At 42.4% G+C, this 2001-nt stretch carries 2 protein-coding genes; both read right to left on the reverse strand.

Annotated elements, in window-relative coordinates; genetic code table 11:
- On the reverse strand, positions 1-203 hold a 203-nt coding region (locus tag F6K49_RS44125), incomplete at its 3' end, for a hypothetical protein (RefSeq protein WP_293108219.1).
- A 95-nt stretch (positions 204-298) separates the two neighbouring features.
- Positions 299-2001 (reverse strand): hybrid sensor histidine kinase/response regulator (locus F6K49_RS44130; protein ID WP_293108223.1); only part of this gene is annotated, 1703 nt, incomplete at its 5' end.

The raw sequence follows: 2001 nt of genomic DNA on the forward strand, positions 1-2001 counted from the left end.
GGGAGTAGGGAGTAGGGAGTAGGGAGTAGGGAGTAGGGGGTAGGGGGGTAGGGAGTAGGGAGTAGGGAGTAGGGAGTAGGGAGTAGGGAGTAGGGAGTAGGGAGTAGGGAGTAGGGAGTAGGGAGTAGGGAGTAGAAAATTGAATCTACCTCATAAGTATGATCAACATAACTATGATTAACGCTATAGTCGATTTTATTCATTGTTTCATTCAAGCTTATTAATTAATAAGCTTGGATTCCAAGTTTACCATTGACAATTAACAAGCAAGCCATCCAAACTAACCAATTAATAATCCCTACTCCCCAATTAAGTCAATCACTGCATTCAACAACGAATCATCATGAAAACTACTCTTGGTTAGATAATAATCTGCTCCAGCTTGCAAACCTTGAATACGGTCTTGTTCCCGGTCTTTATAGGAAATAATAATCACAGGGATTGATTTTAATTTATAATGGCTTTTAATATGGCTGACTAGCTCAATGCCGTTCATGCGGGGCATATCAATATCACTGATCACTAAATCATAAGGGTTGGTGCGAACAGCGTTCCAACCATCCATGCCATTAACAGCTATTTCCACCTCATAACCTTGGTTTTCCAGTAACTTACGTTCCATTTGCCGCACGGTAATGGAATCATCAACTACTAGAATTCGTTTTGGCTGTTGGATATCAGTATCATCATTACCACTGACTTGGTTCAACTGGCGGTTATTGAGTAGATTATCAATGGAGCGCACTAAATCTGACACATCCACAATTAGAATCGGGGAACCGTCTCCCATCAAAGCAGCAGCATTGATATCCTGAACTTTGCCCAGCCTCGGATCTAATGGTCGAACCACCAAATCCCGTTCACCTAAAAATTTATCAACTACTAATCCAAAACGGTTCGATTGGTCACTGATGATCACGACTGGTAGGGTTTCAGATTTGATATAAGAGTCATCTAACTCCAACACTTGATGGGCAGCTACCAGTCCAATATTTTCATCATTAAGGGTAAAATATTGCCGGTTTTCTACTACAAAAATTTCATTTTTATCTACCATGACAATTTTGTCAATTCGTGCTAACGGGAACGCATAAGGTTCACCATATATATCCACTAATAGGGTACGAATAACTGATAGAGTCAGAGGCAATTGGAAGTGGAAACTGGTTCCTTGCCCTAGCTTAGAGGTAGCTCGCAGGGTGCCACCTACCTCTTGTGCCATACTCTTGGCAATATCTAAACCAACGCCACGACCAGAAATTTCGGTTACCTGCTTAGCAGTAGAAAATCCCGGCAAAAATAGAAACTCCATCAGCTCATGTTCAGCTAGCTGGCTTGCCATCTCTGGGGTGATCATTTTTTTGCGGACAATTTTTTCCCGCAATTTCTCTGGATCTATGCCTTTGCCATCGTCAGCAACAGTAATCGATAACATCCCACCACGATGAACGGCTTCCAGTCGCACTGTGCCTTGGGCTGGTTTCCCCATTGCTACACGCTCTTGGGGAGGTTCAATACCATGGTCTACAGAGTTACGCAAAATATGAGTCAGTGGTGCTTCTAGTTTCTGTAAAATATCTCGATCTACTGCCGTAGATTTGCCGGTAATTTCTAATTTAACTTGTTTATTCAGCTTTCTGGCTATATCCCGAATCATCCGAGGAAAACTATGTACCCCATCCGCAAAAGGACGCATATGAGACGCAATCACTTCTCGGTAAAGACGATCCGAAAGATTAGCAGTGCGACGAGCATACAGTTCCAGTTCACTCATGCGATCGCCCAAAATTTCCCGACATTCCTGTTCCTTTTGTCGAGCAACTTTCAGATATTCCTCCCCCACTTGATTGACCTGGGATATTGCTAAAGAATTCGGCTTTGTTGCATAAAGAGTATGAGTTGAGTGAGATAATCTATAGAGAGAAAAATAGAGCTTCCCCTTAGCCATGACAGAAGCAACCGCCAAGACCAAATATAAGATATTGAATTGGAGTAAGTACA

Source organism: Moorena sp. SIO3I6 (genome assembly GCF_010672095.1).